General features: G+C 57.9%; 13 protein-coding genes. 9 read left to right on the forward strand and 4 right to left on the reverse strand.

What is annotated here, in order from left to right:
• Window positions 1-136 precede the first annotated feature (136 nt).
• On the forward strand, window positions 137-1,189 hold the full coding sequence (fbaB, locus tag INF61_RS21100; RefSeq protein ID WP_063134497.1) for a class I fructose-bisphosphate aldolase: 1,053 nt from the start codon (window positions 137-139) through the stop codon (window positions 1,187-1,189).
• Between the two features lie 54 nt (window positions 1,190-1,243).
• Here the strand turns inward: fbaB and INF61_RS21105 are convergent, their stop codons facing one another.
• The 3 genes from INF61_RS21105 to INF61_RS21115 form a co-directional block, all read right to left on the reverse strand.
• Window positions 1,244-2,551, reverse strand: coding sequence for an RbtT/DalT/CsbX family MFS transporter (locus INF61_RS21105; RefSeq protein ID WP_023304097.1), 1,308 nt, complete (start codon window positions 2,549-2,551; stop codon window positions 1,244-1,246).
• Between the two features lie 96 nt (window positions 2,552-2,647).
• Window positions 2,648-4,255 (reverse strand): FGGY family pentulose kinase, encoded by a 1,608-nt coding sequence (locus tag INF61_RS21110; protein WP_193548102.1) that lies wholly within the window; start codon window positions 4,253-4,255, stop codon window positions 2,648-2,650.
• 11 nt (window positions 4,256-4,266) lie between these two features.
• A complete protein-coding gene (locus INF61_RS21115; protein WP_161799062.1) occupies window positions 4,267-5,016 on the reverse strand; it encodes an SDR family oxidoreductase in 750 nt (249 codons plus the stop codon).
• A gap of 162 nt (window positions 5,017-5,178) precedes the next feature.
• Here INF61_RS21115 and INF61_RS21120 point away from each other — a divergent pair, with 162 nt between their 5' ends.
• Window positions 5,179-6,210, forward strand: a complete 1,032-nt coding sequence (locus INF61_RS21120) for a LacI family DNA-binding transcriptional regulator (protein ID WP_032654226.1) — start codon at window positions 5,179-5,181, stop codon at window positions 6,208-6,210.
• On the opposite strand, the gene INF61_RS21125 is transcribed toward INF61_RS21120, so the two are convergent.
• On the reverse strand, window positions 6,207-7,154 hold the full coding sequence (locus INF61_RS21125) for a sugar-binding transcriptional regulator (RefSeq protein ID WP_023295033.1): 948 nt from the start codon (window positions 7,152-7,154) through the stop codon (window positions 6,207-6,209). The two genes, INF61_RS21120 and INF61_RS21125, sit on opposite strands and share 4 nt — an antisense overlap.
• Before the next feature lie 211 nt (window positions 7,155-7,365).
• Here INF61_RS21125 and dalD point away from each other — a divergent pair, with 211 nt between their 5' ends.
• The 7 genes from dalD to INF61_RS21160 all read left to right on the forward strand — a co-directional run.
• A complete protein-coding gene (gene dalD / locus INF61_RS21130; protein WP_032104897.1) occupies window positions 7,366-8,733 on the forward strand; it encodes a D-arabinitol 4-dehydrogenase in 1,368 nt (455 codons plus the stop codon).
• A gap of 9 nt (window positions 8,734-8,742) precedes the next feature.
• Window positions 8,743-10,206 carry a xylulokinase gene (gene xylB / locus INF61_RS21135; RefSeq protein ID WP_023304094.1) on the forward strand — a complete coding sequence of 488 codons (1,464 nt, stop codon included), beginning with the start codon at window positions 8,743-8,745 and terminating at the stop codon, window positions 10,204-10,206.
• A 67-nt stretch (window positions 10,207-10,273) separates the two neighbouring features.
• Window positions 10,274-11,551, forward strand: coding sequence for an RbtT/DalT/CsbX family MFS transporter (locus INF61_RS21140; RefSeq protein WP_017693074.1), 1,278 nt, complete (start codon window positions 10,274-10,276; stop codon window positions 11,549-11,551).
• Between the two features lie 44 nt (window positions 11,552-11,595).
• On the forward strand, window positions 11,596-12,261 hold the full coding sequence (locus INF61_RS21145; RefSeq protein ID WP_077266483.1) for an HAD family phosphatase: 666 nt from the start codon (window positions 11,596-11,598) through the stop codon (window positions 12,259-12,261).
• Between the two features lie 297 nt (window positions 12,262-12,558).
• On the forward strand, window positions 12,559-13,713 hold the full coding sequence (locus tag INF61_RS21150) for a mandelate racemase family protein (protein WP_058700788.1): 1,155 nt from the start codon (window positions 12,559-12,561) through the stop codon (window positions 13,711-13,713).
• Between the two features lie 33 nt (window positions 13,714-13,746).
• Window positions 13,747-15,363, forward strand: a complete 1,617-nt coding sequence (locus tag INF61_RS21155) for an ABC transporter substrate-binding protein (protein WP_193548103.1) — start codon at window positions 13,747-13,749, stop codon at window positions 15,361-15,363.
• On the forward strand, window positions 15,360-15,908 hold a 549-nt coding region (locus tag INF61_RS21160), incomplete at its 3' end, for an ABC transporter permease (RefSeq protein ID WP_193548104.1). The genes INF61_RS21155 and INF61_RS21160, both read left to right, overlap by 4 nt.

The raw sequence follows: 15,908 nt of genomic DNA on the forward strand, positions 1-15,908 counted from the left end.
GAGCCAGCAGATTGTGCTTAAAAAAGTTGCAAATGGTGGAAAATAGGTTAAGTCGGTACCAGGCTTAGTCTGCCTGCAAAAACGTGGGCTTGGATCACACGCTCCGACATCATGTCGGACTTACGGGAGCATCACTATGACTGATATTGCGCAACTGCTTGGCCAAGACGCCGACAGCCTTTTACAGCATCGTTGTATGACCATTCCAGCCGATCAGCTTTATCTGCCTGGCCATGATTACGTAGACCGCGTCATGGTCGACAACAACCGTCCGCCTGCCGTACTGCGAAACATGCAGACGCTTTACAATACCGGTCGTCTGGGCGGGACCGGGTATCTCTCCATTCTGCCCGTTGACCAGGGCGTAGAGCACTCGGCGGGAGCGTCGTTTGCTGCTAACCCGCTCTACTTTGACCCGAAAAACATTGTCGAGCTGGCGATTGAAGCGGGCTGTAACTGTGTGGCATCGACCTATGGCGTGCTGGCCTCCGTTTCCCGCCGCTATGCTCACCGCATTCCGTTCCTCGTCAAGCTGAATCACAACGAAACCCTGAGCTACCCAACCGAATACGACCAGACACTGTACGCCAGCGTCGAACAGGCTTTCAACATGGGTGCGGTAGCGGTCGGGGCGACTATCTATTTTGGCTCTGAGCAGTCGCGTCGGCAGATAGAAGAGATCTCTGCCGCGTTTGAGCGCGCGCACGAGCTGGGGATGGTGACCGTATTATGGGCCTATCTGCGTAACAACGCGTTTAAGAAAGACGGCGTGGATTACCACGTATCAGCGGATCTGACCGGTCAGGCAAATCACCTGGCGGCAACCATCGGCGCGGACATCGTGAAACAGAAAATGGCCGAGAATAACGGCGGGTATAAAGCGGTGAACTTTGGCTATACCGACGACCGCGTCTACAGCAAGCTGACCAGCGACAACCCTATCGATCTGGTGCGCTACCAGTTGGCTAACTGCTACATGGGCCGCGCCGGGCTGATTAACTCCGGCGGTGCAGCAGGCGGTGAAACCGATCTGACCGACGCGGTGCGCACGGCGGTGATTAACAAACGCGCCGGCGGAATGGGGCTGATCCTGGGCCGCAAAGCGTTTAAAAAATCCATGGCCGACGGCGTGAAGCTGATTAATGCGGTTCAGGATGTCTATCTGGACAATAAAGTGACGATTGCCTAATCGCACGCATCTTCCTGCCGGGATAAGCGTGACCCGGCAGGAAAGTTCTCTCGCTTACTCCTTCAGCGTTTCAGGATGAGGAGTATTCAGCAGACCCGCCATCCCTCTCTTGCTGCTATTTGCTTTTTCTAAACCCGGCTGCGTGACGCGGATAAAGGCACACAGAACAAAAGCCAGCAGATAAAGCACCGTATAGGCGATGACCACGCCGAGCGTGCTGAACCAGGGCAGCAGCACCACGGCAATCGCCGGCGCAAGGAAGTTAGACAGACCGGCTGACAGGTTATACACCGAAATCGCCGCCCCCTTGTGCCGCGGCTCCAGCGCCGGGAACACCGCCGCCATCGGTACGAAGGCCGCCACAAAAATCCCCAGCGCGATGGCCGGGACCAGCGCCATGGCAAAGTTATGCCCGAAGTGCTGCGGAATGTAGTAAAACGCCAGGCTCGAAAGCGCCATCCCGATGCAGCCAAACCAGCGCACCACCCGCATCCAGCCCATTTTTTCCGCCACCACGCCCCAGAAGACGTTCGAGAAGATGGTGGTGAAGAAGAATACCGCCCAGACCTGAAGCCACTCGGAGGTGGTGAAGCCCAGCTCGTCAACAAACATCATCGGCATGATGACGGCAAACCCGAACAGGGAGAGGGTGTTGATGATACGCACCATGCTGGAGAGCAGAATACTGCGGTTGGTGTAGAGCAGCGTCGCTGCACGGCCCAGCTCGGCGAATTTTTCCCGGGTGGAGAGATTATGCATGTGCGTTGGGGTTTTGACGCTGCGCAGGGATACCATGGCGATGACTCCCCCTGCCAGACAAAACGCCAGTGCCAGCCACAGGGTGCCCATCTCCCCGATGTGCGGAATGGTAAAGCTCGGAATATAACTGCCCGCCACGCCAATACCTACGGAATAAACCGCCCAGTACCAGCCCAGCGCCGAGCTGGATTTATCGCTACGCACATTATGAATAATGACCACGATGAAGGCGTACAAAAATAACGGGTAGGCCAGACCGCGGATCCCATAGAACAGCAGAATTAATGCGTAATTTGCCTGACCCAGACCAAAAACGAGAAACAGGACGTGGAAAACGCACCACAGGACGAAGCCAATCAGCATGGTTTTTTGCGGGGTGATGATTTCAGCCACCACGCCGGAAATCCACGCGGAGAGCGCCGCCGCGAGACCGTAGAGCGTGAAGGCGAAAGAGGCTTCAGCAGGCGTGAAGCCCAGTGATTTAATATAGTGCGACAGGAATGCCAGCTCGAAACCGTCACCCGTCATAAAGACCGCGATCGCCAGATATCCCCATAGCAGGTTCAGCGGCAATCCCAGCCACTGTTTATTTATTTCGGACATATTGACCTCGTTTGTAGCGTACAGGTAAGCCCACACCGGAAATATTCCGGCGTGAGTTTTCTTATTGTCTTTTTCTCTAAATATACTGACGTGTATTTATTCTCTGATTACTGTCGCAGTCTGTTGTAACTGCTTATAAGCCTCGTATCGACGCAGATGAAGGGACTGAAAGTTCGCTTGCGGATAGAAATATTTATCCACGTGGGTAAATTGTTTCATGGCATCGGTCACTGAAGGGGCTATATTTCCCGCCACCGCCCCGAGAATGGCCGAACCCAGTAATACCGGTTCGCTGCATTGAGTCGCTAACACCGGCAGCCCGCAGGTATCTGCCAGCAGCTGGCGGACGAAAGGGTGCTGGCCCGCGCCGCCGCTGATAACGATATTGTCGGTCTGTACGCCGCATTCACGCTGGGCGTCAATGATTTGTCGCAAACCGTAACCGATACCACACAGACCGGCCACATACAGTGCCATCAGGTTATTGATATCGTTCTCCATGCCCAGCCCGCAGATCGTGGCCCGCGCATGGGGATCGGCAAAGGGCGCGCGGTTACCCAGAAATTCGGGTACCACGTGCAGTCCTGCTGCCAGGTTCACCGCCTCTGAGGCGGTGGCGAAGGTCTGTAAAAGCCGGTCCGCCAGGTAAACCGGCAGCGGCAGGTCTGACTCCTGTGCCAGCTGGCGCGCTTGCGGTGCGGCAGGATGGAAACTTAATAACAGATCGATAGCGGCACCCGCGGCGCTTTGTCCGCCCTCAATCAGCCACAGTCCAGGTACCATCGCGCTAAAATAAGGCCCCCAGACGCCGGGCACAAAAACGGCGCTCTCGGCGCTGGTCATGGTGCACGATGAGGTGCCAAAAACATACGCGAGATTGTTCAGCGCGCCGCCGCCAACGCCCAACGTCCCGATGCCACCAGCGTGGGCATCAATTAACCCTACCGCCACCGGCGTGCCTGGCAGCAAGCCCATCTCACGCGCGGCCTGCTCCGTTAAGCCCTCGCCGCAAGGGGTGCCGGGGGCGGCAATATGCTGCCCTATGCGGACAAAATCTTCTCCGGCCAGCTCGTCCAGGCCAACGGTGCGGAAATAGTCCGGGTCCCAGCGATTCTCATGGGCCAGCCACGTCCATTTACAGGTTACGGTACAGATGGAACGGGTGACATCGCCCGTCGCGCGCCAGGTCAGGAAATCGGCCAAATCGAAAAATTGCCAGGCGCGATCGTAGACCTCACTATGGTTTTCTTTCAGCCACAGCAGCTTGGGCGTCTCCATTTCGGGCGATATTTTTCCGCCAACATAGTCCAGCACCGGATGATGGGTGGCGTTGATGCGCTCCGCCTGGTCTGTCGCACGGTGATCCATCCAGACGATGATATTGTTTTCCGCTTCACCGTCAGGGCTGACCGCCAGCGGTTCGCCATTGTTGTCCAACACCACCAGCGAGCAGGTGGCGTCAAACCCGATGCCGGCAACGCTCTGCGGAGTCGTCCCGGAGCGCGCCAGCGCCTCGCGGATGCAGCGGCAAACGGCCTGCCAGATCTCGGCGCTGGACTGCTCCACGCGGCTTCCGCTGCGGTGCACGGTGGCAATTTTCTGCGTCGCGTGGGAAAGCAGCCTGCCGCTGAGATCGAAAATGCCCGCGCGGACGCTGCCGGAGCCGACGTCTACGCCGATAACGGTTTCAGGTGTACTCTTCATCCTTGCGGCCCTTAAAGATCGACGCTGTTAGGCAGAATCACCAGATCCCGGACGGTAACGTTCTTCGAACGGGTCACCATGAATAACACCGATTCTGCGACTTCAATCGGCTGCATCAGGCTGCCGTTTGCCAGCGCTTCATCCATTTTGGCCTGCGGCCAGTCGTCGAGCAGAGCCGTCACTACCGGCCCAGGCAGAACGGCTCCGACGCGTACGCCATGTTCCGCGACCTGACGACGGGTGGTATGCACGAACGCCTGAACGGCAAATTTGGACGCGGTGTAGATCGGCTCCCAGATAACCGGCACCACGCCCGCAATGGAGCTGGTGAAGATAATATCGCCTGACTTCTGCGCAATCATATGCGGCAGTACGGCACGAACGCAGCGGAAGGCGGCGTTGATATTCAGGTTCAGTACGCGATCCCAGACGTCCGGGTCGCCTTCAGCAACCGGCCCGCCGATGTAGGCGCCTGCATTGGCGTGAAAAATATCCAGGCCGCCGGCGAGGCCGACAATGTCGCTCAGCATCGCGTCGACTTGCTCGGGTTTGAACAGATCGATTTGCAGGGCAAACGCGTTCTCGCCCAGCTCGGCGACGATGCGCTGAAGCTTCTCGCCTTCCCGGTCGATTAACACCACCTTAGCGCCAGCGCCGAGCAGCGTTTTTGCACACTCCAGGCCAATACCTGAGGCGGCGCCAGTGATAGCAGCGACTTTGCCCTGAAGGGAACTATTCATGGAGGGGACAGAGTGATTCATTTTATAATCCTTTATGCAGAGATGATTTTTAGGGTGTGTCTGCTTTCGCGTGAAGAACGGGGGTTCTGACTGACGCGTGAAGCAAACTGCTCAATCGATGAAGCAGATCTAGCACTTGCTTATTTCTCCAGCAAGAGACATTCAAAATGAAGAGGCGATTTTGTGACGCGCGTTGAGAAAACGAAGAAAACGACCATTTACGATCTGGCGGAACTCACCGGCGTTTCTGCCAGCGCGGTGAGTGCTATTTTGAATGGCAACTGGAAGAAACGCCGCATCAGCGCCAGCCTGGCAGAGAAGGTAACCCGCATTGCACAAGAGCAGGGCTACGCGGTTAACCGTCAGGCAAGCCTGCTGCGCAGCAAGAAATCGAACGTTATCGGCATGATTGTGCCGAAATATGACAACCGCTATTTCGGCTCTATAGCGGAAAAATTCGAAGAGATGGCGCGTGCCAGAGGGCTGTTGCCGATTATTACCTGCACACGCCGACAGCCGGAACTCGAGCTGGATGCCGCCCGTGCCATGCTCTCCTGGCAGGTTGACTGGGTCATTGCCACGGGGGCGACACACCCGGACAAAATTGCTGAACTCTGTCATCAGGCGGGCGTACCTACACTAAATCTTGATCTGCCGGGTACCCTGGCGCCCTCTATCATTTCGGATAACTACGGCGGCGCGAAGATGCTGACAGAGCGGATCCTCGCCAGCAGCTTTAAACGGTTTGGTTCGCTGGCTCCGCTGACCTTCGTGGGCGGACGCCGGAGTGATAACAACACCGCAGAGCGCCTGCGCGGGTTCCTTGATGCCCATCAGGCCCATGGGCTGACCGTTCCGGAACAGCAGCTGCTGGTCACCGGGTACTCGTCATCGCGCGTGGAGGAGCAGCTCAGAGCCACCTTCCCGTCGCCATCGACGGCGCTAAAGGGGCTGTTTGTCAATTCGACCATTTCGCTGGAGGGGGTGGTACGTTGGCTGGCCCAATACGGGCAGACCGGCCAAAATCAGCCGCCGATGGGTTGTTTTGACTGGGACCCATTTGTCTCTCTGCTGGGACATGATATCGACATGGTGCGCCAGGACGTCCCGGCGATGCTGGAGAAGGTATTTGAAATTCTCGATTCCGGTGATACCTCGGTCAGGCGTATTGAGATCCCACCGGAACTGATTGGCAGCCAGAGCGTCACGGGCTAGCCCTGACGCGTCAGCAGCCAGCGCGCGGTCTGTTCATCCGTCACCAGACCGTTTACCCAGCCGCCTTTGAGGGCGGCAAGGATCGCCGGGCGTTTATCCTCGCCGCAGGCGGCCGCAATACGTGGACACTGGCTCTGGCGAATATCGTAGCTGGTAATAAAGCGATTAATCTGGCTGTCGATGACGTTGCCGTCGGCATCGATAAAGCGTCCGAGTATTTCGCCAACGCCACCGCGCTGGGTCAACTCTTCCAGCTGTGCCTCATCGATAAACCCGTCTTTGAAGATAGGGCTCTGCCTGCCCAGCGCCCCGATGCCGACAAAAATCACATCGGCCGCATCCGCCACGGCGCAGACGTTACGGAACAGGCGGTTTGAGCACCACATCTCATGCTCCTCGCTGGACTGAGCATAGCGCGGCGCCGGCCACTGGTAATATTTTCCCTGAATTTTACGCGCCAGCAGCAACGGCACATCATCGTAATAGTTACATTGCCCGTGCTCGTTCATGGCGCTGATCAGGGCGACACAGCGGGTGTTGTGGCTGTCAAAATCGATACGCTTGATGGTTTTTTTTAGCGTCAGTCCGGAGCCAATTCCGACAACCGTGGGTTTATCACCTTGCAGGTAGCGGGCCATCAGCTGATAACAGCCAAACGTCACGCTATCCAGCGCGCTTTCATTGCGGTAGACGGGCACAATGTTGCAGTGGGTCAGGTGATATTTTTCCGCGAGAAGTTGCGCATAATCGAGGCAGTTAGCGACAGGGTGATGAAGCCCAATCGAGACAATGCCTTCCTCTTTCGCGGCGGCAATCAGCCGCTGCACCACCGGTCTTGATGTGCCGAGCTGGCTGGCAATTTCGCTTTGATTAAGCCCGGCGATGTAATACATCCATGCCGCCCGCACTTTTTGATCGAGCCTGATGTCATCTTCTTTGCTCACGTTTCCCTGCCTCAAGAGTGGGGTTGAGGGCGGTCAACACCCACAACAATTGTCTGTCATTCTGGCGGGTGCTCCGCGCTGAGGCAAGCGGTTTGCTCTTTATTGGTCATTTGTTATTTGAATGGTCATTTGTTCTTTTGTGATCTGTAGCTCTTATTTTAATCAAATGATCATCTACAGTTCAGCCATAACCTCACTGGAGAACAGAACAATGACCGAGAAATACACATGGCTACATATTGGGCTGGGGTCTTTTCATCGTGCGCATCAGGCGTGGTATCTGCACCGCCTGATTGCCGGCGGCGATACGCGCTGGCACATCGCTGCGGGCAACATACGCAACGATGCTGAACATGTGGTGCAGGCGCTGGCCGCGCAGAAGGGGCGATATGTACTGGAGACCGTCAGCCCGGAAGGCGAGAGAGACTATGAAGAGATCGCCTCGATTCAGACGCTGATCCCGTGGCAGGCGGATTTGCAGCCGCTGATTGCCGAAGGGGCGAACCCGCAGACTCGGGTCATCGCGTTTACCGTGACGGAGGGGGGCTACTATCTGGATACCAGCCACAGGCTGGATGTGGCCAATGCCGATCTGGCGAGCGATATTAAGGGCGGCTGTAAAACCATCTACGGGACAATTGCCCGCATCCTCGAAGCGCGTATGGCGAACGGAGCGGGTCCGGTAACCTTGCTTAACTGTGACAACGTGCGGCATAACGGCGAGCGCTTCCACGACGGGTTGATTGAATTCTTAACCCTCAGCGGCAAACAGAGGGTCATCGACTGGCTGAGCGCTAATGCGACCTGTCCGAATACCATGGTGGATCGCATCACACCGCGTCCGGCGGCCGATCTCCCGGCGCGCATTAAGGCCCGGACGGGCATAGACGATAACGCCCCGGTTATGGGGGAACGCTTTATTCAGTGGGTGGTTGAAGACAATTTCCGCGACGTTCGTCCCGCGCTGGAAACGGTGGGCGTGGAGCTGGTGGGATCCGTCATCCCTTATGAAGAGGCGAAGATCCGCATCCTCAATGCCTCCCATAGCTGTATCGCCTGGGCGGGTACTCTGGTCGGGCAGCAGTATATCCATGAAAGCACGCTGACAGAATTTATCTACAAGATTGCCGACCGCTACGTGACGGAAGATGTCATTCCCTGCCTGGGAGATAATGGCATCGATCTGCCAGCCTACCGCGACGTGGTGCTTAAGCGTTTTACCAACCCCTGGATTCAGGACACCAACCAGCGCGTCGCGGCCGACGGGTTCTCGAAGATCCCGGCGATGATAGCCCCAACGCTGCGTGAATGTTACCAGCGCGGCGTACGTCCTGACGCTACCGCTATGCTGCCTGCGCTGTTCTACGTCTATATGGAGCAGTGGCATCACGGCAAGCTGCCATATGAATACCAGGACGGTATCCTCAACGCCTCTGCGGTACATGCGATGTTCGAATCGGACGATCCGATAGCCCGATATGCCAGCGATACCGCCCTGTTTGGCGATCTGACCGGCCGGGAAGATTTTGCCGCGCTTCTGCGTGAAAAAATCGCTGACGTCTACGCGCTGATTAAGTGAGAGGTGGGTATGTATCTGGGCATCGATCTTGGCACATCAGAAGTAAAGGCGCTGGTCATTGACGAAAACAACGGCGTTGTCGCCACCCATAGCGCGCCGCTGACGATACAGCGTCCGAAGCCGCACTGGTCTGAACAATCGCCGGAAGCCTGGTGGGAGGCAACCGAATACCTGATTGCCACCCTCCGGGAGAAGTGCGGCCACCACTGGCAGGCGATAAAAGCCATTGGCCTTTCCGGACAGATGCACGGTGCGGTACTGCTGGATGCCGCGGGTGAACCCCTGCGTCCGGCCATCCTGTGGAATGACACCCGCTGCGCGCAGGAGTGCGCAGAGCTGGAAGAGATGGCGCCCGAACTGCACCAGGTGGCGGGGAACCTGGCAATGCCGGGGTTTACGGCACCAAAGCTGCTCTGGGTGCGCCGTCATGAGCCGCAGAACTTCAGCCGTCTCGCCACCGTGCTGCTGCCGAAGGATTATCTGCGCTTCAAAATGACCGGAAAAAAAATCTCTGATATGTCGGACTCGGCCGGGACGCTGTGGCTGGATGTGGGAAAACGAGACTGGTCGGATGCACTGCTGGAAAAATGTGAGCTGTCGCGTGCCGCCATGCCTGCGCTGGTGGAAGGGTGTGAGGTCTCGGCGCTACTCGAACCTGCGGTAGCGCAGCGGTGGGGTCTGAACCCCTCGGTTATCGTTGCCGGCGGCGGGGGAGATAACGCCGTCAGCGCGATAGGGGTTGGGGCCGTTTCGCCGGGCGATGCGTTTATTTCGCTGGGCACCTCCGGCGTGCTGTTTGTGGTCACAGATGCCTACCGTCCGGCGCCCCAGTCTGCCGTGCACGCGTTCTGTCACGTGCTGCCAAACCTGTGGCATCAGATGAGCGTGATGTTAAGCGCCGCCAGTTGTCTACAGTGGTTTTGCCGTCTGGTGGGCGTCACGGAGCTGGCATTGCTTGAGGAGATCGCCCAGCTAAGCGATGCGGAGAAAGCGAGCGCGCCGATGTTCCTGCCCTACCTTTCCGGGGAACGTACGCCGCATAACGATCCCTGTGCACGGGGCATGTTCTGGGGGCTAACGCACTCCAGCCAGCGTGCGCTGATGGGGTATGCGGTGCTGGAAGGCGTCAGCTTCGGTATTGCCGATGGCCTTCGCGTGTTGCAGGAGAGCGGCACGCAGATTGAACAGTGCTCCCTCGTCGGCGGCGGGGCGCGGAGCCCCTTCTGGGCCCAGCTGCTGGCCGATATTCTGGCGATGCCGGTGGTGACGCATAAGGGCGGCGAAACCGGCGGTGCGCTGGGGGCTGCACGGCTGGCCTGTCTCGCAGCCGGTAAGCCGCTGGCTTCCGTGTGCGAAAAACCTGAAGTCTATAAAACCTGGCGCAGCGATCCGGCGCGCCACCGTGCGCTGATGACGCGTTACCAGCAGTTTAACGCGCTTTACCAAAACGACCTGAACTACCGAAACCCATAATTCTGTGGCAAAGACCCTCCGGCGATGCTGCCGGAGCGGTTCCCTGTATCCTAAAAACGAGGTCAATATGTCGTTAAATAACAAACAATGGCTGGGATTACCCCTGAGTCTGGTCTGGGGGTATATCGCTATCGCGGTCTTTATGACGGGCGATGGTTTCGAGCTGGCATTCCTGTCGCACTATATTAAGGCGCTGGGCTTCACGCCTGCTGAAGCCTCTTTCGCCTTCACGCTTTACGGTCTCGCGGCGGCGCTCTCCGCATGGATTTCCGGCGTGGTGGCTGAAATCATCACCCCGCAAAAAACCATGCTGATTGGCTTCGTCCTGTGGTGCGTTTTCCACGTCCTGTTTCTCGTTTTTGGTCTGGGTCAGGCAAATTACGCATTAATTCTGCTGTTCTACGGGATCCGCGGCTTGGCCTATCCGCTGTTCCTCTATGCCTTTATCGTCGCCATTGTGCATAACGTTCGCAGTGACAGTACCAGCGCGGCGCTGGGCTGGTTCTGGGCGGTTTACTCTATCGGCATCGGCGTGTTCGGCAGCTACATTCCTAGCTTTACCATTCCGCACATCGGGGAGATGGGCACCCTGTGGCTGGCACTGGCGTTTTGCGTAACCGGCGGGATCATTGCGCTGGTCTCTATGCGTAAGGTGGAAACGCCACGGCATATGCAGACTCTCTCCACCCGGGAAAAATTCGCCGAGCTGGGCCGTGCGGCGACGCTGCTCTACACCAACCGCAGTATTCTGCTCTCCAGCATGGTGCGTATCATCAACACCCTCTCCCTGTTCGGGTTTGCCGTCATCATGCCGATGATGTTTGTTGACGAACTGGGCTTCACCACCTCCGAGTGGCTTCAGGTCTGGGCAGTATTCTTCTTCACCACCATCTTCTCGAACGTCTTCTGGGGCGTGGTGGCGGAAAAAATGGGCTGGATGCGGGTGGTGCGCTGGTTTGGCTGCATCGGGATGGCGCTCTCGAGCCTGGCGTTTTACTACATTCCGCAGCACTTCGGGCATAACTTTGCCATGGCACTGGTGCCGGCCATCGCGCTGGGGATTTTTGTGGCGGCCTTCGTACCGATGGCGGCGGTGTTCCCGGCGCTGGAGCCGCGGCACAAGGGGGCGGCGATTTCGGTGTATAACCTGTCAGCCGGCCTGTCTAACTTCCTTGCGCCGGCGATTGCCGTGGTGCTGCTGCCCTGGTTCAGCACGCTCGGCGTGGTCATTGCCTACACGGCGCTGTATGTCGTGGCCTTTATCCTGTGTCCGTTTATTCGGGTTGAACAGCCTGGGTTTGTTCGTCAGGAAACCTGCAAGGGTGAAACGGTCGGAATTTCGTAATTTATTAAGGCCTGACGGCAGCGTCGGGCCAATCACGGAGACGTATGATGGATGTTAAGGCGGTAATTTTTGACATGGATGGCGTCATCATTGACTCCGAAGGCCTGTGGCGTCAGGCGCAAAAAGCAGCTCTGGCAGGCTGGCGTGCTGAGGTCAGCGACGAAGAGTGTGAGTCACTGACAAAAGGCAAGCGGCTGGATGAGATTGCCCGGACCTGGTGCGAATATTGCAGGCTTGAGGCCGATCCTGCACTGATTGAAGCGGCCATCCGTCTGCGCATCATCGAACTGATTAGCCGGGAAGGCAAAGCGATAGAGGGCGTCTACGACGTGATGACATACTTCCGTGAGGCAGGCTACCGGATTGCACTTGCCACCTCTTCATCGTATGAAATCGTGCATGCTGTGCTAGAGAAACTCAGTATCGGCCACTATTTTGAGGTCATTTGCAGCGCCGACGATGAACGCTACGGTAAACCGCATCCTGCGGTCTATCTCTCTGCGCTGCGAAAATTAGGCCTGGCGGCCTCACAGTGCATAGTGATTGAGGACAGCCAGAGCGGCTACCGTGCCGCCCTGAGCGCGGGGCTCAAAACCCTCATCGTCTCGCCAGCGTGCCATCATGCCAGCTTTAACAATGCCAGTGGCCGGTATGCGTCTATGCATGCGCTGCTGGAAACGCTTGCCGTTCCAGCCCCGGAAGCGGGTTAGTTGACTGATTTGTAAGCGCAGAAGTTTCCGCGGGTTGTTGCCGGTCAGCATATTCCTGCTTCTGCGCTTACCTTCAAATAACGTCTCCCGATCAACCTCACATTTCCCCGCGCATTTGTGAAAATTGTCACGTCCGACCGTGCATATGCCCAAAAAATAGCCTCTCCTTAACGCGTTTTGTCCGAGGACGTGCTGATTTTTTATGCTTAAATTACATACTGAAACGCATTTTTAAAATCATAAAACCCCTTTGTCATTTTCTGCTTCTGGGCTTATCGCCGGACTTAAGGACCGATAATGAAAATTGAATCTGTAAACGTCACCGTTTTTCAGTACCCGACGCGTCGGGTCTCTGACGCCGCGGGGCATTCGCATCCTGGGCCGGAGAGCATGGCCAAAATGGCGATGCTGACCCTCACGGCAGAAGAGGGCTCCCGCGGATATTCGTTCGCGCCGCCGGAAGTGGTGCGCCCCTTTGTGGTCAATACCTTCTTTCGCAAAGTGCTGGTGGGGCAGGACGCATTCAACCGGGAACGCATCTGGCAGGATCTGGCGCACTGGCAGCGGGGAAGCGCGCATCAGCTGACCGAGCGTGCGCTGGGCTTCGTTGAACAGGCGCTATGGGATCTGATTGGCCGTAAGCTCAACCTGCCGGTCTGGAAACTGCTTGGCGGCTATCGCGATAAGGTGCCGGCCTACGGCAGCACCATGTGCGGCGACGATCTGCCGGGCGGATTATCCACGCCAGAGGAGTACGCCAGCTTTGCCGAAAAGCTGGTGGCGCGCGGTTACAAGGCCATCAAGCTGCACACCTGGATGCCGCCGGTCTCTTTCGCCCCCAATCCAAAGATGGACGTCAAAGCCTGTGCCGCCGTGCGTGAAGCGGTTGGCCCGGACATTGACCTGATGATTGACGGCTACCACTGGTACAGCCGTACCGAGGCGCTGTACATCGGCAAAGCGCTGGAAAAGCTTGACTTCGCCTGGTTTGAAGAGCCGATGGAAGAGGAGAGCATGGCCTCCTACGCGTGGCTGGCGGAGAACCTCTCGATTCCGGTTATCGGGCCGGAAAGCCTGGGTGGAAAGCACCACAGCCGTGCTGACTGGATCAAAGCCGGGGCCTGCGACATCCTGCGCGCTGGGTCGAACGGCGTGGGCGGCATTTCCCCAACGCTGAAGGTGGCGAACCTGGCGGAATCTTTTGGCATGGACTGCGAAATACACGGCAACGGCGCGGCCAGCCTGGCGGTGATTGGCGCCATCAAAAACTGCCGCTGGTACGAGCGCGGCCTGCTGCACCCGTTCCTCGACTACGACCAACCGGCGGCGTACCTCAACAGCCTGGTGGACCCGATGGACGAAAACGGCATGGTCAGTCTGCCGACCCGCCCGGGACTGGGCGAAGACATTAATTTTGCATATATCGAAGCCAATACCGTCAGCCACGACTGACAGATAAAAACGTACCCTACAGGCGATATATACATGAAACGATCTCCCTTAGCCGGGGCGTGCTTGCTCGCGCTCTCGCTGATGATGGGGAGCGGTGCGGCGTACGCGAAAACGCCGCCCGACCAGCTCATCATCGGCATGAACATGAATAACCTGCTGACCCTCGATCCGGCGGCAATGACCGGTAACGAAGTGGTCGGCATTGTGGTCAATCTCTACGACTCGCTGGTGGAGCTGGACCCGAACGCGCTCACCAACGTCAGGCCCGCGCTGGCGACGTCCTGGGATATTTCGCCGGACCGTAAAACCCTGACCTTTCACCTGCGTGACGACGTTAAATTCCACTCTGGCAACCCGCTGACGGCGGAGGATGTGGTCTGGTCGATGCGCCGTCTGCTGCACCTCAACCTTGCCCAGGCGTCGGTGTGGAAGTCGTATGGATTTTCTAAGCAAAACATCGACAGCCAAATCAGTGCCCCCGATGCCTACACGGTGCAAATTGTTCTGCCTAAGCCTAACGATCCGCAGCTGGTGATCTACTCCCTCGGCGCGCTCGGCAACCTCGGCGTGCTCGACAGCAAAACGGTGCAGCAGCACGCGGTGAATAACGACTGGGGCAACCGCTGGCTTACCACCAACGAAGCGGGTTCCGGCCCGTTTATGCTGGAAACCTGGCAGGCGAAGGATGTGCTGCGCATGCAGCGTAACCCGCAATACTGGCGGGAAGAACCCAAAATGAGCCGGGTGGTGCTGCGTCATTTCCAGGAGTCACAAACCCTGCGCCTGATGATTGAGAAAGGCGACCTCGACGTTACCAACAACATGGCGGTGGCGGACATTAACGCCCTGCGCAAAGACCCGCAGCTCACCGTCGAAGCCGTGCAGAAAGGCACGGTCTACTACGTGGCGATGAGCATGAAAGAGGCCCATTTCGCTAACCCGAAGGTGCGCGAAGCGGTGCGCTATCTGATTGACTATCAGGGCATCAACAGCGCGCTGATGCCGGGCTACGGCGTGCTGCACCAGCGCCCGATCAAGGCGGGTATGCCGTCCACGCTGCCGGACCCGGGCTATAGGCTCGATATCCCGCGCGCCAGAAAGCTGCTGGCGGAGGCGGGCTACCCGGACGGGTTTGACACCACCCTGCGGGTGCTGGCGGATCAGCCGTTCCTCAATATCGCCATCGCCGTGCAGTCGACGCTGATGCAGGCGGGCATCAACGCCAAAATCATCACCGGCACCGGGAACCAGATTTACGGCGCAATGCGCGAGCGCAAGTTCGACATGCTGGTGGGGCGCGGCGGTAGCGGCGTCGAACCCCATCCGCACTCCAGCCTGCGGGCGTTGGTCTATAACCCGGACAACAGCGATGAAGCCCGTCTGACCAACTTCCAGGGCTGGCGTACCAGCTTCTACGACAAGCCGCTCAACGAAATGATCGACAAGGCCCTGCTGGAGCGCGATCCGGAAAAACAGATCGCCGACTACCAGCAGATCCAGGTCCGCTACGACGCGCTGATCCCGGCGATGGTTCCTCTGTCGCAGATGGTTGATTCGGTGGTGGTGCGTAACGAGGTGAAGAACTTCCAGTCGCACCCGTCGGCCACCACCTTCCTGCGCGACGTCTACAAAACCGGAGGTGACAAATGAGTGTGGCAATTCTCGCGCCCGGCTCACGGACCCGGCGCTTCTCAAAGCGGTTAACGCAGGTGGTGGTGACGCTGTTCGGTCTGCTGCTGCTGACCTTTTTCATCGGCCGCGTAATGCCCGTTGATCCGGTGCTGGCGATTGTCGGACCGGATGCCGACCACAGCACCTATCAGCAGGTCTATCACCAGCTGGGATTCGACCGGTCGCTGCTGGCTCAGTTCGGTATTTACCTCAATAACCTGCTGCACGGCGATCTGGGCAATGCCCTGCTGACGGGTAAACCGGTGACTGCCGATATTCTGCGCGTCTTCCCGGCGACGCTCGAGCTGGCGACGATGGCGATTATCGTCGGTGCGGGTCTGGGCATTCCGCTGGGCGTACTGGCGGCGGCGCGGCGCAACAGCGTTTCCGACTACGTGGTGCGCATCATCAGTCTGGCGGGTTATTCCACGCCGATTTTCTGGGTCGGGATGATGGGGCTGCTGCTGTTCTACGCCTGGCTTGGCTGGGTGGGGGGCGCGGGGCGTGTGGATCTCGGACTGGAG

The organism is Enterobacter cloacae complex sp. P18RS (assembly GCF_014982105.1).
Lineage (GTDB): Bacteria > Pseudomonadota > Gammaproteobacteria > Enterobacterales > Enterobacteriaceae > Enterobacter > Enterobacter hormaechei_C.